At 66.2% G+C, this 14,232-nt stretch carries 12 protein-coding genes; 7 read left to right on the forward strand and 5 right to left on the reverse strand.

Annotation, left to right across the window (positions count from 1 at the left end; translation table 11 throughout):
• Positions 1-13 precede the first annotated feature (13 nt).
• From clpX to tig, 3 genes are all read right to left on the reverse strand, one after another.
• Positions 14-1,294, reverse strand: coding sequence for an ATP-dependent Clp protease ATP-binding subunit ClpX (gene clpX, locus FHR73_RS07760; RefSeq protein ID WP_183630355.1), 1,281 nt, complete (start codon positions 1,292-1,294; stop codon positions 14-16).
• 109 nt (positions 1,295-1,403) lie between these two features.
• Entirely contained in the window at positions 1,404-2,045 is a 642-nt protein-coding gene (gene clpP, locus FHR73_RS07765; RefSeq protein WP_183630356.1) for an ATP-dependent Clp endopeptidase proteolytic subunit ClpP, read from the reverse strand.
• A 90-nt stretch (positions 2,046-2,135) separates the two neighbouring features.
• Complete coding sequence (tig, locus tag FHR73_RS07770; protein ID WP_183630357.1) at positions 2,136-3,446, reverse strand: trigger factor; 1,311 nt, start codon at positions 3,444-3,446, stop codon at positions 2,136-2,138.
• A 281-nt stretch (positions 3,447-3,727) separates the two neighbouring features.
• On the opposite strand from tig, the gene FHR73_RS07775 reads away from it, so the two are divergent.
• Both FHR73_RS07775 and FHR73_RS07780 read left to right on the forward strand, forming a co-directional pair.
• Complete coding sequence (locus tag FHR73_RS07775) at positions 3,728-5,035, forward strand: Nramp family divalent metal transporter (RefSeq protein ID WP_183630358.1); 1,308 nt, start codon at positions 3,728-3,730, stop codon at positions 5,033-5,035.
• Positions 5,036-5,091: 56 nt separating this feature from the next.
• Positions 5,092-6,042, forward strand: coding sequence for a 2-hydroxyacid dehydrogenase (locus FHR73_RS07780; protein WP_183630359.1), 951 nt, complete (start codon positions 5,092-5,094; stop codon positions 6,040-6,042).
• 17 nt (positions 6,043-6,059) lie between these two features.
• On the opposite strand, the gene FHR73_RS07785 is transcribed toward FHR73_RS07780, so the two are convergent.
• Both FHR73_RS07785 and FHR73_RS07790 read right to left on the reverse strand, forming a co-directional pair.
• A complete protein-coding gene (locus FHR73_RS07785) occupies positions 6,060-6,506 on the reverse strand; it encodes a hypothetical protein (RefSeq protein WP_183630360.1) in 447 nt (148 codons plus the stop codon).
• Positions 6,507-6,604: 98 nt separating this feature from the next.
• Entirely contained in the window at positions 6,605-7,561 is a 957-nt protein-coding gene (locus FHR73_RS07790) for a LysR family transcriptional regulator (protein WP_183630361.1), read from the reverse strand.
• 208 nt (positions 7,562-7,769) lie between these two features.
• On the opposite strand from FHR73_RS07790, the gene FHR73_RS07795 reads away from it, so the two are divergent.
• The 5 genes from FHR73_RS07795 to FHR73_RS07815 are packed head-to-tail and all read left to right on the forward strand — an operon-like array spanning position 7,770 to position 14,136.
• Positions 7,770-9,503 carry an AMP-binding protein gene (locus tag FHR73_RS07795; RefSeq protein ID WP_183630362.1) on the forward strand — a complete coding sequence of 578 codons (1,734 nt, stop codon included), beginning with the start codon at positions 7,770-7,772 and terminating at the stop codon, positions 9,501-9,503.
• The gene (locus FHR73_RS07800; RefSeq protein ID WP_183630363.1) at positions 9,500-11,014 is read left to right on the forward strand and encodes a CoA-acylating methylmalonate-semialdehyde dehydrogenase; all 1,515 of its coding nucleotides are present in this window, start codon (positions 9,500-9,502) and stop codon (positions 11,012-11,014) included. Before FHR73_RS07795 ends, FHR73_RS07800 begins: the two co-directional genes overlap by 4 nt.
• A 13-nt stretch (positions 11,015-11,027) precedes the next feature.
• Positions 11,028-11,924, forward strand: coding sequence for a 3-hydroxyisobutyrate dehydrogenase (gene mmsB, locus FHR73_RS07805; protein ID WP_183630364.1), 897 nt, complete (start codon positions 11,028-11,030; stop codon positions 11,922-11,924).
• A complete protein-coding gene (locus FHR73_RS07810) occupies positions 11,921-12,973 on the forward strand; it encodes an enoyl-CoA hydratase/isomerase family protein (RefSeq protein ID WP_183630365.1) in 1,053 nt (350 codons plus the stop codon). Before mmsB ends, FHR73_RS07810 begins: the two co-directional genes overlap by 4 nt.
• A gap of 11 nt (positions 12,974-12,984) precedes the next feature.
• Positions 12,985-14,136, forward strand: coding sequence for an acyl-CoA dehydrogenase family protein (locus tag FHR73_RS07815; protein WP_183630366.1), 1,152 nt, complete (start codon positions 12,985-12,987; stop codon positions 14,134-14,136).
• The last annotated feature ends 96 nt before the right edge of the window (positions 14,137-14,232 follow it).

The following is a 14,232-nucleotide window of genomic DNA, read 5'->3' on the forward strand; positions in this document are numbered from 1 at the left end:
GAAGCCCCTTTTGTCACGCGTCCGGCGCCGCCTTGGCGGGCTCGCTGTTCTCATAGATGAGCAGCGGCTGGGAACTCCCGTCGATGACGCTCTCGTCGATGACCACCTTGCTGACTTCCTTCTGCGAAGGAATCTCGTACATGGTCTCGAGCAGGATGCCTTCGAGTATGGATCTCAGACCCCGGGCACCGGTCTTGCGCTCCAGCGCCTTGCGGGCAACCGCCTTGAGCGCGTCGGGACGGAATTCCAGGTCCACGTCTTCCATCTCGAACAGCTTGGCGTACTGCTTGGTCAGGGCGTTCTTCGGCTCGGTCAGGATCTGCATGAGCGCCGGCTCGTCCAGTTCGTCCAGGGTCGCGATGACCGGCAGACGACCGACGAACTCGGGGATCAGACCGAACTTGACCAGATCCTCGGGCTCGGCGTCACGCAGGGATTCGCCGATCTTCTTGCCCAGTTCCGGACTGCGTACCTCGGCGTTGAAGCCGATGCCGCCGCCCTTGGTGGAACGGTTCTGGATGACCTTTTCCAGGCCAGCGAAGGCGCCACCGCAAATGAACAGGATGTTGCGGGTATCGACCTGCAGGAATTCCTGCTGGGGATGCTTGCGGCCACCCTGGGGCGGAACCGACGCCACGGTACCTTCGATCAGCTTCAGCAGGGCCTGCTGCACGCCCTCACCCGAAACGTCACGGGTAATGGAGGGGTTGTCGGACTTGCGCGAGATCTTGTCGATCTCGTCGATGTAGACGATGCCCATCTGGGCCTTTTCCACATCGTAGTCGCACTTCTGCAGCAACTTCTGAATGATGTTCTCGACGTCCTCACCCACATAACCGGCTTCGGTCAGAGTGGTGGCATCAGCGATGGTGAAAGGCACGTTGAGCAGACGCGCCAGCGTTTCCGCCAGCAGGGTCTTGCCCGAACCCGTCGGACCGATGAGCAGGATGTTGCTCTTGCCCAGTTCGACGTCGTCCTTCTTCTCGCGCTGATTCAGACGCTTGTAGTGGTTGTAGACGGCAACGGCGAGGACCCGCTTGGCACGCTGCTGACCAATGACATACTGGTCGAGGATAGCGCTGATTTCCTTCGGCGCTGGCAGCTTGTGCGCATTGCTTTCGGCCTGAGCTTCCTGGACTTCCTCGCGGATGATGTCATTGCACAGGTCGACGCATTCGTCGCAGATGAAGACGGAGGGTCCAGCGATCAATTTACGTACTTCGTGCTGACTCTTGCCGCAGAAGGAGCAGTAAAGCAGCTTGCCGTTATCGTCGCTATTGCGCGTATCTGTCATTCGATCGATCCAATGGAATGTGCTTACATCAACAAGATGGAGCCTATTGCACGGTTTTTCAAGCCTACCTGCCCAAACGACGGCGCCTGGGCAGGTGGTCGAGGCGGGGTCAGGCGGGGATGTGGCGCTTCTCGAGGACCTTGTCGATCAGGCCGTAGGCAACGGCTTCGGGGCCACTCATGAAGTTGTCACGGTCGGTATCGCGGGCGATCACGTCCATGGGCTGACCAGTGTGATGCGCCAGTACCTTGTTCAGACGCTCACGGATGGTCAGAATTTCACGGGCGTGAATTTCGATGTCCGATGCCTGACCCTGGAAGCCGCCCAGGGGCTGGTGAATCATCATCCGCGAGTGCGGCAGGCAGAAGCGCTTCTCGGCGGCGCCGCCTGCCAGCAGCAGGGCACCCATGCTGCAGGCCTGGCCGATGCAGATGGTGGAGACGTCGGGCTTGATGAACTGCATGGTGTCGTAGATCGACATGCCAGCGGTCACCGAACCACCCGGGCTGTTTATATAGAGGTGGATGTCCTTGTCAGGATTCTCCGCTTCCAGGAACAGCAGCTGGGCGACGACCAGGTTGGCCATGTAGTCCTCGACCTGACCCACCAGGAAGATGACCCGCTCCTTGAGCAGCCGGGAGTAGATGTCGTAGGCGCGCTCGCCCCGGGCGGATTGCTCCACCACCATGGGTACCAGACCGCCAGCGGCTTGAATATCGGGCATGGATTGCATGTATGAATTGCGGGACATGTCCTGCACTAGCTCCCTATCTGGATGACCTGTCAAAAACACCTAAGCCAGCACGAGGCTGGCTTAGGTGAACGAGCAACTGGAGGCAGATCAGGCTGCTTGCGGAGCCTCGGCCGGTTTGACCGCGTCCTCGTAGGAGACCTGCTTGTCGGTGACTTTTGCCTGCTTGAGGACAGTATCCACGACTTGTTCTTCCAGTACAACCGAACGCACTTCGTTCAGCTGCTGCTCGTTCTGGTAGTACCACTTCACTACCTGCTCGGGCTCCTGATAGGCCGCTGCCATTTCCTCGATCAGCTCGCGGACGCGGGCGTCATCGGGCTTGAGCTCGAACTGCTTGACCATCTCGGCGATGATCAGACCCAGCAGCACGCGACGCTTGGCCTGTTCACTGAACAGCTCGGCCGGCAGTTGCTCGGGCTGGATGTTGCCACCGAACTGCTGGACGGCCTGGACGCGCAGACGATCCACTTCGTTGCTGATCAGGGCAGCCGGGACGTCGATCTGGTTGGCGGCCAGCAGACCGTCCATGACCTGGTTCTTGACCTTGGTCTTGAGGGCCTGGCGCAGCTCGCGCTCCATGTTCTTGCGCACTTCGGCGCGGAAACCTTCGACGGTGGTCTCTTCCACGCCGAACTGCTTGAAGAAGGCTTCGTTCAGTTCGGGCAGCTCGGGGGCGGCCACTTCCTTGACGGTGACCTTGAACTGGGCGGCCTTGCCGGCCAGATCCAGGTTCTGGTAGTCCTCGGGGAAGGTCAGGTCGAGCACGCGCTCGTCACCGGCCTTGGCGCCCACTAGGCCGTCTTCGAAACCGGGGATCATGCGACCCGAACCCAGCACCAGCTTGGTGCCTTCGGCGGAACCACCGGCGAAGGCTTCGCCGTCCTGGGTACCGACGAAGTCCAGAGTGAGCTGGTCATCGTTGGCGGCAGCGCGGTCAACGGCTTCGTAACGGGTGCCCTGCTTGCGCAGCACGTCGAGCATCTTGTCGATGTCGGCGTCTTCGACGCTTGCGTCCTGACGCTCGATCTCGATGCCGTCCAGGCCCTTGACTTCGAACTCGGGGAAGACTTCGAAGGTGGCGACGTATTCCAGGTCCTTGCCCTTTTCGAACACCTTGGGTTCGACGGCGGGTGCGCCGGCCGGGTTGAGCTTCTGCTCGACAACGGCTTCGTAGAAGGTTTCCTGAATGAGATCACCCAAGGCTTCCTGACGAGCCGAGGCTTCGTAGCGCTGGCGGATGACGCTCATGGGCACCTTACCCGGGCGGAAACCGGGAACCTTGGCACGCCGTGCAGTCTGCTGCAGACGCTTGTTCACTTCGGTTTCAATACGCTCGGCCGGCACGCCAATGGTCATGCGACGCTCGAGAGCAGAGGTGTTTTCAACGGAAACTTGCATGGATATTCCTCGTGGCACAGAAACAGGCCGGCACTCCGACCCCCCAGAATCAAGGGCGACCATTCTAGAGACAGTCTCAGGCGAAGTCACCTGGCTTGATCCAGCGGTGCGCACGGGCGCTACCGAAGCGAGCCCGACCGAGCGGGTCGAGAGCAACATTTTGTTGCCCGCCTCAAGTTGTACGACGTCGTATGTAGTGCTAAACCCTGAAGGGCAAGCTAACGAAAAGGCCGCCTCCGGCCCTATTCACAACAACAACAATCGTTAGGAGACCCGCCCCAATGGACCACTCCGGTTCCGTCGAGAAATCCGTTCCCGAGACAAAGGCGCAAAGCTCCGGCCTGCGCCGCCTGGCGAAGCTGCTGGGCCCCGGCATCATCGCGGTGCTGTCCTGGCTGGGCGCCGGGGACCTCATCACCTCCTCGGTGGCGGGCGCCAACTACGGCTACGCCATGATGTGGGTGCTGGCGGTGTCCCTGCTGCTGCGCTTTCTCATCGTCAACATCATCGCCCGTTTCCAGCTGTGCAATAACCGCGGCATGTCGATCCTCGAAGGCTATGCCCAGCTGCACCCGGTGTTCGCCTGGTTCATGCTCGGCTATGCGCTGATCATGGGGCACCTGACCAACGCCTACATGCTCAAGGGAGCGGGCGAAGCCCTGGCCACCCTGCTCCACCTCGACCAGCCGCTGCTCTGCTCGATGGCGGTGGTGATCGCGGTCTGGCTGCTGGTGGGCCGCAACTTCTATGCGCTGATCGAGGGGGTGATGAAGGTGTTGCTAGCCGTCATGACCCTGGCCTTCATCACCCTGGCGGTGATGTCGGGTCCGGACCTGGGCGGCATCCTGCGCGGCACCATCGGCTTCAGCATCCCGCCGGACGAAGGCGTGCACGGCGCCCTGCTGGTGGCCGTGTCGGTGATCGGCGCCGTGGCCGGCTCCATCGCCAACTTCGTGCATCCCTATGTGATGAAGGAAAAGGGCTGGACCGGCCCGGAACACAAGCGCATCCAGCGCAACGACCTGCTCTTCGCGGTGGTGGTCGGCATCGTCATCAACCTGGCCATCTGGGTGGTCGGGGTGGAGATCCTCAGACCCAACGGCCTGCAGGTGAACACCCTGAGCGACCTGGGCGCAGCGCTGGAGCTGTTCTTTGGCGCCGGCGGTTGGCTGATCTTCTTCACCGGGGTCTTCGCCACCCTGTTCGCCAGCGTGGTGGGCAAGACCACCGCCTTCCCCATGCTGATCACCGATGCCCTGCAGCACATCCGTCCGGAACGCCGCGCACGCTATGGCAAGACCTTTCACAAGGACCCGGCGCACCGGTGGTTCCTGCTCTTCATCCTGGTGACGCCGCTGGTGTGGTCGCTGCCGGGCATGCCCGACTTCGTAACCCTGACCATTGGCGTGAATGCCCTCAACATCGTCGGCCTGCCGGTGATCTCCCTGGGGCTGCTGATCATGTCCAACCAGAAGTCGCTGCTGGGCGACAGGTACCGCAACAACTGGTTCGAGAACCTGGCGCTGGGCTTCGCCACCCTGCTGGCGATCTGGGTCGCGATCCAGTTGGGCCTGCAGTTGCTGGGCTGAGCCCTGCCGTTTCGGGGCGGGTTCACCGCCCCTGCTATTTTTCAAGGAGTCTAGAGATGCCTGAACAGAACGAACGTCCACTGCTGCTGCAGGTGGGTCCGCTGCTGCCTGCCCTGCAGGACGCCCTCACTTCGCGCCATGAGGTGCTGCGGCTCTGGGAAGCACCCGACCCGTCCGCCCTGCTCGCCGCGCGCGGCCAAGACGTGGTGGCCCTGGTCACCTCCGGGGTGCATGGCGCGACGCGTGAGCTGATGAGCGCCCTGCCCGGCCTGCAGGCGGTGTTCAGTTTCGGGGTGGGCTACGACAGCATCGACATCGCGGCCGCACGGGACCTGGGCGTGGTGGTGAGCAACACCCCGGGCGTGCTGGACGACTGCGTCGCCGACACCGCCTTCGCCCTGCTGATCGATGTGGCGCGGGGCATCAGCGCCGCGGATCGTTTCGTGCGTCGCGGCGACTGGCGGCAGGGCAAGTTTCCGCTGACCTCGCGCCTGGCCGGCAAGACCTGCGGCATCGTCGGGCTGGGCAATATCGGCAAGAGCATCGCCCGCCGGGTGGAAGCCTTCGGCATGGAGGTGGCCTACCACGGTCGCCAGCGGCAACCGGACGTCCCCTATCGCTATCACGCCGATCTGGAAGACCTGGCGAAGGCAGCGGATTTCCTGGTCCTGTCGCTGCCCGGCGGACCGGCCACCGACCAGCTGGTCGATGCGCGGATCCTCGCCGCCCTGGGACCGCGTGGCTATCTCGTCAACATCGCCCGCGGCAGCGTGGTCGATGAAGTTGCCCTAGTGGCCGCCCTGCAGGCCGGCAGCCTGGGTGGCGCCGGCCTGGATGTCTTCGCCGAGGAGCCCGCGGTGCCCGCGGCGCTGCTGACGCTGGACAACGTGGTCCTCACTCCGCATCTCGGCAGCGGCACCCACGAGACCCGTCAGGCCATGGCCGACCTGGTGCTGGCCAACGTGGAGCGCTACTTCGCCGAGGGGCGCCTGGTCACGCCGGTCTGACGGCAGACGCCTGCGGGCTATTCGATGGCCGGCAGGGTCTTGCCGCGGATGCGGCGGGCCAGGGAGTCGTAGATCTCGCGGCAGCCTTCGGCCCAGAAGCGGTCGGGATCGTCCTGGGGTTCGAGGGTGACGGAGAATTCGCCCTCGCGCTCCTTCAGCACGAAATGATCGTTGGTATAGAAGAAGGACAGGCCGATGGCGAAGGTCTGGGGGGTACCGGCGAGGTCATCGACGATCACCGTGAGGTCATAGCGGGCATAGACCTCCAGTTCGCGCACGATGTTGCCATCGACGCGCTTTTCCAGGCCCAGGCCGGCATCCACCTGATCGGCCGGGGTGAGGCCCAGGTAGCGGGTGAAGCAGTCCGGCAATTCATGCAGGCGGCGCTCCAGTCCCTGCCAATAGGCTTCTTCCCGCTCGGCCGCCTTGCTCAGCGCCTGACTCAATGCCTGATATCGTTCCATTGCCGTTCCCATCTGTTCACTGGAGGCCGTCGACGGACGACCGACAGCTCTGAGACCCCAGCCGGGTCCCGGGGTGCCGCACCGATCGGCGACGGGCTTCAGGACGCCGGCCAGCCCAGCACCGGCGTGCGGGTTTCACCGAGCAGGAAGTCGCGATTGGCGTCGGTGCAGGCGCGCAGGTAGTCGGTCACCAGGGTGATGCGCCGCAGGCGGCGCAGGTCTTCGCGGTAATAGAGCCAGAATTGCCGGGTGATCTGGATCTGCTCCGGCAGCAGCGCCACCAGCCGTGGATCGGGCTCGGCGACAAAGCACGGCAGGATCGCCAGGGCGTGCCCGCAGAGGGCCGCCTGGTACTGGGCGATCACGCTGGTGCTGCGCAGGCCGCTGCTGGCCTCGGGCAGGATCCGCTCCAGATAGAGCAGCTCGGGGCTGAAGGCGAGATCGTCGACGTAGGTGATGAAGCTGTGGCGCTGCAGATCCGCCAGCTGCGTGACGGGCGGATGGCTGGCCAGGTAGTCGGCGGTGGCATAGAGCCGCAGGCGGTAGTCGCACAGCTTGCGGCAGACATAGGGCCCGCGCTCGGGCCGCTCCAGGGTGATGGCGATATCGGCTTCGCGCCGCGAGAGGTTGACGAAGTGCGGCACCGGCAGCACCTCCAGGGTGATGCCGGGATAGCGGTCCTGGAAGAAACTCAGCTGGGGCGCGACGAAGTAGCTGCCGAAGCCTTCGGTGGCGCCGATGCGCACCTGGCCGGACGGCGCCAGCCGGGTATCGGAGATCTGCTCGCAGGCGGTCTGCAGGGTGCTCTCCAGGGTCTCGGCGTGCACCAGCAGGCGCTGGCCTTCCATGGTGAGGCTGAAGCCGGTGCTGCGCGACTTCTCGAACAGCAGCGCCCCCAGCGCCTTTTCCAGGGCGGCGATGCGCCGCGAGACGGTGGTGTAGTCGACCCCCAGCCGCCGGGCGGCCGCGCTGGCCTTCTGGGTGCGCGCCACCTCGAGGAAGAATCTGAGATCGTCCCAGTCGAGACGCCCAGCCGGGTTATTGGATTTTTGCATATCGGTCGGGCGTTTTTGTCGGAAGCCAGGGGACTTTTGCCGGAACTATACTGCTTACCAGGTCGCGTCACGAGCGGTGACGGCGCGAACCTCTGCCAGCCAACAACAATAAAGAGCAGGCCACCATGACCCACCCGCACGCCCCATCCCGGCGCCAGGCCGGATGCTGCCCTTCCTTTCCGACCCTGCAGGCCGCGGGGTATCGCCCATGACGGCCGGCGACGCCTTCCGTGACGCGCGCGATTTCCTGCTGCGCCATCGCACCGACTACGCCACGGCGGTCCGCGACTTTCGCTGGCCGGAGCTAGAACACTTCAACTGGGCGCTGGACCATTTCGATCGCCTGGCCGAGGAGCATGCCGGTCCGGCGCTGTGGCGCCTCGACGCCGAAGGCCGGGAAGAGCGCTACAGCTTCGCCGAGCTGCGCCAGGCGTCGAATCGCACCGCCAATTTCCTGCGCGCCCAGGGCGTGCGCCGTGGCGAACGCATCCTGGTGATGCTGGGCAACGAGGTGGCGCTGTGGGAGACGCTGCTCGGCGCCTTCAAGCTGGGCGCCGTGGTGGTGCCCGCCACCACCCTGCTCAGCGACGCCGATCTGCAGGATCGGGTGCAGCGCGGGCGGATCGCCCACCTGGTGGTGGGCAGTGCGCACACGGAGCGTTGCGCCAGCCTGGATGCCGGCCTCACCCGCATCTGCGTCGGGGCGCCGGCGGCCGGCTGGCAGCCCTATGCACCGGCCGCCTGTGCCAGCGACTTCCTGCCGGATGGCCCCACCCTCGCCACGGATCCGCTGCTGCTGTATTTCACCTCGGGGACCACCTCGCGACCCAAGCTGGTCCTGCACAGCCACAGCAGCTATCCGGTCGGGCACCTGTCCACGCTCTACTGGATCGGTCTGCAACCCGGCGATGTGCACCTCAACATCTCCTCCCCCGGCTGGGCCAAGCATGCCTGGAGTTGCGTCTTCGCGCCCTGGAACGCCGGCGCCTGCGTGTTCATCCACGACGTGCCGCGCTTCAAGCCCCAGGCGCTGCTGGAGGTGCTGGCGCGCTATCCGGTCACCAGCCTCTGCGCACCGCCGACGGTGTGGCGGATGCTGATCCAGGAGGATCTCGCCGCCTATCGTGAGCGACTCGATCTGCGCGAACTGGTCGGCGCGGGCGAGCCGCTCAATCCCGAGATCATCGACAGCCTGCAGGCGGCCTGGGGGCTGACCCTGAGAGACGGCTTCGGCCAGTCGGAAACCACCGCCCTGGTGGGCAACACCCCCGGACAGCCGCTCAAGCCGGGCTCCATGGGGCGCCCGCTGCCCGGGTGCCACGTCGAATTGCTGGATGCCGATGGCCGGCTGGGCGACGACGGCGAGGTGGCCCTGTCCCTGCAGCCGCGGCCGGCCGGGCTGATGCTGGGCTACGAAGACAGCCCGGAAAAGACCGCCGAGGTTATGCGCGACGGGCACTACCGCACCGGCGACACCGCGGTGCGCGATGCCGAGGGCTACATCACCTTCGTCGGCCGTGCCGATGACGTCTTCAAATCGGCGGACTACCGCATCAGCCCCTTCGAACTGGAGAGCGCCCTGATCGAGCACCCGGCGGTAATGGAGGTGGCAGTGGTGCCCAGTCCCGATCCCCTGCGCCTCAATGTGCCCAAGGCCTTCGTCATCCTTGCCAGTGGCCACGCGCCTTCGCCTGAACTGGCGCAGGAGCTGCTCGGCTTCGCCCGTGGCTGCCTGTCGCCCTACAAGCGGGTGCGCCGCCTGCAATTCGTCAGCGAACTGCCCAAGACGCTGTCCGGCAAGATCCGCCGCATCGAGTTGCGCCTCGGCGAGGCCCAGCGCCGCGCCGGCGGTACCCCCGATCTCCACGACTACGCCGAAGAAGACTTCGCCGCCCAACCTGCCCCTGCCACTCCGGCCACCGCTCAGGAATCCCTGTCATGACCCAGACTGCCATCAAAGACGTGCCGCTGCTGATCGACGGCCAGTTCGTCACCTCCACCAGCCGCGAAAGCCGCGAGGTGATCAATCCGGCGACCCAGGAGGTGCTGGCGCGGGTGCCCTTCGCCACCGCCGAGGAGGTGCAGCGCGCCGTGGCCAGTGCCAAGACGGCCTTCGCCACCTGGCGCAAGACGCCCATCGGCGCCCGGGCGCGCATCTTCCTGCGCTACCAGCAGCTGATTCGCGAGCATATGAGCGAACTGGCCGCGCTGCTCACCGCCGAACAGGGCAAGACCCTGGCCGACGCCGAGGGCGATGTCTTCCGCGGCCTGGAGGTAGTGGAGCATGCGGCAGCCATCGGCAACCTGCAACTGGGCGAACTGGCCAACAATGTCGCCAGCGGCGTGGACACCTATACCCTGCTGCAACCCCTGGGCGTCTGCGCCGGCATCACGCCCTTCAACTTCCCGGCGATGATTCCGCTGTGGATGTTTCCCATGGCCATCGCCTGCGGCAACACCTTCGTCCTCAAGCCGTCGGAGCAGGATCCGCTGGTGACCATGCGCCTGGCCGAGCTGGCGCTGGAAGCCGGGGTGCCGCCCGGGGTGCTCAACGTGGTCCATGGCGGACCGGCGGTGGTGGATGCCCTCTGCGACCATCCGGACATCAAGGCACTGTCCTTTGTTGGCTCCACCCGTGTCGGCACCCACGTCTATCGTCGCGCCAGCGAGGCGGGCAAGCGCGTGCAGTGCATGATGGGCGCCAAGAACCATGCGGTGGTGATGCCCGATGCGCCGCGCGAGCAGACCCTGGCCAACCTGGTGGGCGCGGCCTTCGGTGCGGCGGGTCAGCGCTGCATGGCGGTCTCGGTGGTGGTGCTGGTGGGCGAGGCCAACAGCTGGGTGCCGGACCTGGTGGCCAAGGCGCGCAGCCTCAAGGTGGGTGCGGGTCACGAGCACGGCACCGACGTCGGCCCGCTGATCTCCTGCCAGGCGCTGGACCGGGTCAGCGGCCTGATCGAGCGCGGCGTGAGCGAAGGCGCGACCCTGGAGCTGGACGGTCGCAACATCCAGGTCGAGCGCTACGAGAAGGGCAACTTCGTCGGCCCGACGCTGTTTTCCGGGGTGACCACCGACATGACCCTGTATCGCGAAGAACTGTTCGGGCCGGTGCTCTGCGTGATGCACGCGGCCACCCTCGACGAGGCCATCGCCCTGATCAACGCCAACCCCAATGGCAATGGCGTCGCCCTCTTCACCCGCTCCGGCGCCGCGGCGCGGCGCTTCCAGGAAGACATCGACGTCGGCCAGGTCGGCATCAACGTGCCCATCCCCGTGCCGGTGCCGCTGTTCTCCTTCAGTGGATCGCGCGCCTCCAAGCTGGGTGACCTGGGGCCCTATGGCAAGCAGGCGGTGCTCTTCTATACCCAGACCAAGACCATCACCACGCGCTGGCCCGACGAGCAGGACGTCGGCAGCGCCGGGGTCGTCAACACCACCATCACCCTCAAGTAAGGGAGACGCCAGCATGCATCTGGGATTTCTGGGACTGGGCAACATGGGCGCGCCCATGGCCCGCAACCTGCTCAAGGCCGGCCATCAGCTGACCGTCTTCGACCTCTCCACCGCCGCCCTGGACGCGCTGCGCGCCGAAGGAGCCGAGGTCGCCGCCTCGCCCATCGCCGTGGCGGAGAGTGGCGCGGAAGTGATCATCACCATGCTGCCCGCGGCCGCCCATGTGAAGACGGTCTATCTGGGCGACGACGGGCTGATCGCCCGGGCCCGGCCGGGCACCCTGCTGATCGATTCTTCCACCATCGATCCGCTCAGCGCCCGGGCGGTGGCCAGCGCCGCCGCCGAACGCGGCCTGGAATTGCTGGACGCGCCGGTCTCCGGCGGCACCGGCGGCGCCGCGGCCGGCACCCTGACCTTCATGGTCGGCGGCAGCGAGGCGGGCTTCCAGCGCGCCCAGCCGCTGCTGGCGGCCATGGGCCGCAACCTGGTCCACTGCGGCGCCAGCGGCAACGGCCAGGTGGCCAAGGTGGCCAACAACCTGCTGCTGGGCATCTCCATGATCGGGGTGGCCGAAGCCATGGCCCTGGGTACCCGCCTGGGCATGGACGCCAAGACCCTGGCCGGGGTGATCAATACCAGCAGCGGGCGCTGCTGGAGTTCGGAGGTCAACAACCCCTATCCGGACGTGCTGCCCCAGGCGCCGGCTTCGCGTGGCTACCAGGGCGGCTTCGCCGCCGAGCTCATGCTCAAGGACCTGGGCCTGGCCACCGAGGCGGCGCGCGCCGTGCGCCAGCCGGTGATCCTCGGCGCGGTCGCGCAGCAGCTCTATCAGAGGTTCAGCCGCGCGGGTGGCGGCGGCCTGGATTTCTCGGCCATCATCCAGGACTACCTGGACGAGGACGGTGCATGAGCGACGCCAAGGTACTGCTGGAAAGACGCGGCGGGGTCGGCTACCTGACCCTCGATCGCCCGGCCGGGCTCAATGCCCTGGATCTGGAGATGGTGCGCGCCCTGCACGGGGCGCTGCGCGACTGGGAGCAGGACCCGGGCGTGCGGGTGATCGTGCTCCGCGGCAACGGGCCCAAGGCCTTCTGCGCCGGCGGCGATGTCCGGGCGCTGTATGACAGCTACCAGCGCGGCGACGACCTGCACCTGAGCTTCTTCACCGAGGAATACGCCCTCGACCTGGCGCTGCATCGCTATCCCAAGCCGGTGCTGGCGCTGGCCCATGGACTGGTGCTGGGCGGCGGCATGGGGCTGGTGCAGGCGGCGCGGCTGCGGATCGTCAGCGAGCGCACCCGGATGGCCATGCCGGAAACCGCCATCGGCTATTTCCCCGACGTCGGCGCCAGCCATTTCCTGCCACGCCTGCCCGACCAGCTGGGTCTCTATCTGGGCCTGACCGGGGTGCAGATCGGCCCGGCCGACGCCCTGGCCGCGGGCCTGGCCGATGTCTTCATTCCCGAAGCGGCCAACGACGCCCTGCTGCAGCGCCTGGAGGCGGCCACTGCCCAGGGCCCCACCGACCTGGCCGCGCTGCTGCAGGAATTCGCCGCGGCGCCGGCCGAAGCCGCGCGCCTGACCGATCTGCGCCCGGCCATCGCCGAGCACTTCGCGGCGGCTACCGTCGAAGAGCTGCGCGCCGGCCTGGGGGCGGAGCAGCGCCCCGCCTATCGCGACTGGGCGCAGGAAACCCTCGCCACCCTGGATGCGCGTTCGCCGCTGGCGGTCGCCACCGCCCTGGAGCTGCTGCGCCAGGGCAGCGGGCTGTCGCTGGAACAGTGCTTCGCCCTGGAGCTGCACCTGGATCGTCGCTGGTTCGAGAAGGGCGAGATCGTCGAGGGGGTGCGCGCCATGCTGGTGGACAAGGACCGCACGCCGCACTGGAATCCGGCCCGCTGGCAGGATCTCGACCCCCGTCGCGTCGCGGCCTTTTTCTCCGACTTTCGCCATTCCTGAGGGAGGCTCCCATGCACGACATCGAACTCACCGAAGAACAACGCATGATCCGCGACATGGCGCGCGACTTCGCCCGCCGCGAGGTCGCGCCCCACGCCCGGGCCTGGGAAAAGGCCGAGTGGATCGACGACGCCGTGGTCGCCCAGCTGGGAGAGCTGGGCCTGCTGGGCATGGTGGTGCCCGAGCAATGGGGCGGCACCTATATGGATTACGTCGCCTATGCCCTGGCCGTGGAAGAGATCTCCGCCGGCGACGGCAGCCTCGGCGCCCTGATGAGCATCCACAGCTCGGTGGGCTGCGGTCCGCTGCTGCGCTACGGCAGCGCTGCACAGCAGGATCGCTGGCTGCCCGACCTGGCCGCCGGCAAGGTCATCGGCTGCTTCTGCCTGACCGAACCCCAGGCCGGCTCCGAGGCGCACAACCTGCGCACCCGGGCGGTACTCGACGGCGACAGCTGGGTGCTCAGCGGCAGCAAGCAATTCGTCAGCAACGGTCGCCGCGCGGGCCTGGCGATCGTCTTCGCGGTGACCGATCCGGAGCTGGGCAAGAAGGGCCTGTCGGCCTTTCTGGTACCCACCGACACCCCCGGCTTTCGCGTCGAACGCACCGAGCACAAGATGGGCCTGCGCGCCTCCGACACCTGCGCGGTCACCCTGGACGATTGCCGCATCCCGGCGGCCAACCTGCTCGGCGAACGCGGCAAGGGGCTGGCCATCGCCCTCTCCAACCTGGAAGGCGGTCGCATCGGCATCGCCGCCCAGGCCCTGGGCATCGCCCGCGCGGCCTTCGAGGCGGCGCTGGGCTATGCCCGGGAGCGCATCCAGTTCGACAAGGCGATCATCCAGCACCAGAGCATCGCCAACATGCTGGCCGACATGCATACGCGCCTGAACGCCGCGCGACTGCTGATCCTGCACGCCGCGCGGCTGCGCACGGCGGGCCAGCCCTGCCTGAGCGAAGCTTCCCAGGCCAAGCTGTTCGCCACCGAGACGGGCGAATGGGTGTGCTCCAAGGCCATCCAGATCCATGGCGGCTATGGCTACCTGGAGGACTATCCGGTGGAGCAGTACTACCGCGACATCCGCATCACCCAGATCTACGAAGGCTCCAGTGAAATCCAGCGGCTGCTGATCACCCGGGAACTCGATCGCTACGAAATGTGAGGGCGTCCGGGATGACGGCCGTGACCTGTCCAGCAAAAGCCGAAGATGACACCGAGGCGTCATCTGGACAGCGCTGGACGGGTGCTACGCTCCTGA

This window comes from Pseudomonas sp. AS2.8, assembly GCF_014190935.1.
In the GTDB taxonomy this organism is placed as follows: domain Bacteria; phylum Pseudomonadota; class Gammaproteobacteria; order Pseudomonadales; family Pseudomonadaceae; genus Chryseomonas.